Below are 1,082 nucleotides of genomic sequence, written 5' to 3'. Positions count from 1 at the left end.
TCGATGGTGTCCAGCAGCAGCGCAGGCCTGGCCTGCAAGCCCAGCGCGGGCGCGTCGTCGATCTCAATGCGCGTGCCCGCGCGCAGGGTGCGCACGGTGCTGTGGCCCAGCATCAGGTCGGCGCGGCATTCGGCCGCTTCCATCATCAATGCCGCGTAGCGCTCGACGGTGCGGTTCGTGTCCCAGCCGCGGCTGCGGTCGTTCAGGCCGAGCACGTCGTCGTACTCCAGGCGCGGGGCGTTCTTGCCGCCCACGGGAAAGCGCGCCGGGGCGCTGCCTGTGAGCTGGCGCTTGCCGTCGACGTTCCAGGCGCTCAGGTGCACCTGGGCCACCGACTGGCGCATGCGGCGCACCAAGGCCTGCACGGCGTCGCTGCGCTCCTGCGAGCTCTTGCGGTGAAAGCGAACGGGCGAGCCTGCATCGGCGGGCTGGGTGTCGTTCGACGAGAAGATCACGAGCTTGTGGCCGGTCGGGGCCTGGGTGTCTTCCTCGAGGCGCCAGGCCAGGCCTTCTTCGGCCAGCAGGCGCGAGAAGAAGTCGTAGTCGCTCTCGCGGTACTGGGTGCAGTAGGTGCGAACGGGGGCGTCGGCGAGGAAACCGTTCACTTCGGAGGAGAAGGCCCAGCTGCCCGCATCCGCGTACGGGGCGAGCACGCGTTCGATGATGTCTGCCACGCTGCGCTGCTGGAAGACCTGGCTGCGCCCTTGCTGGGTGGCCAGCCAGAGCCAGGGTACCAAGGTGAGGCGGTAGCGGGCCAAGCCGCCATCGGAGCCGAGCGACTCGACTGCGCGGATCAATCCGGTGCGCTTTGCGAGCGAGCCATTGGCCAGCACCGTGACCAGCGTCAGGGGTTGATCGATCAGCGAACTCAGCGCCAAGTCCGCGCGCAAGCTCAGGCACACGATGCGCAGCTCGAACAACTGCGACACCGCCTCGCGCTGCACCCAGCCTTCCACGCGCAAGGCGTCGATGCTCTCGCGCGCGGCGCTGTTGGAGGACGATGAAGCACTCGGCGCTTCGAGGCGGTACAGCCGTGCCGTCTGGCTCAGCTCGGCCCACAGGGCGCTGCGGTCAGCGGAAGG

The 1,082-nt window shown here is 68.9% G+C and carries 1 protein-coding gene; it reads right to left on the bottom strand.

The window, feature by feature from the left end:
- Positions 1-1,082 (bottom strand): type VI secretion system Vgr family protein (locus AC07XP_RS32285; protein WP_495266963.1); only part of this gene is annotated, 1,082 nt, incomplete at both ends.

This window comes from Variovorax sp. GW531-E2 (assembly GCF_059423125.1).
The sequence above is the reverse complement of the archived record's forward strand: the minus strand, read 5'-3'. Positions and strand labels throughout refer to the sequence as shown.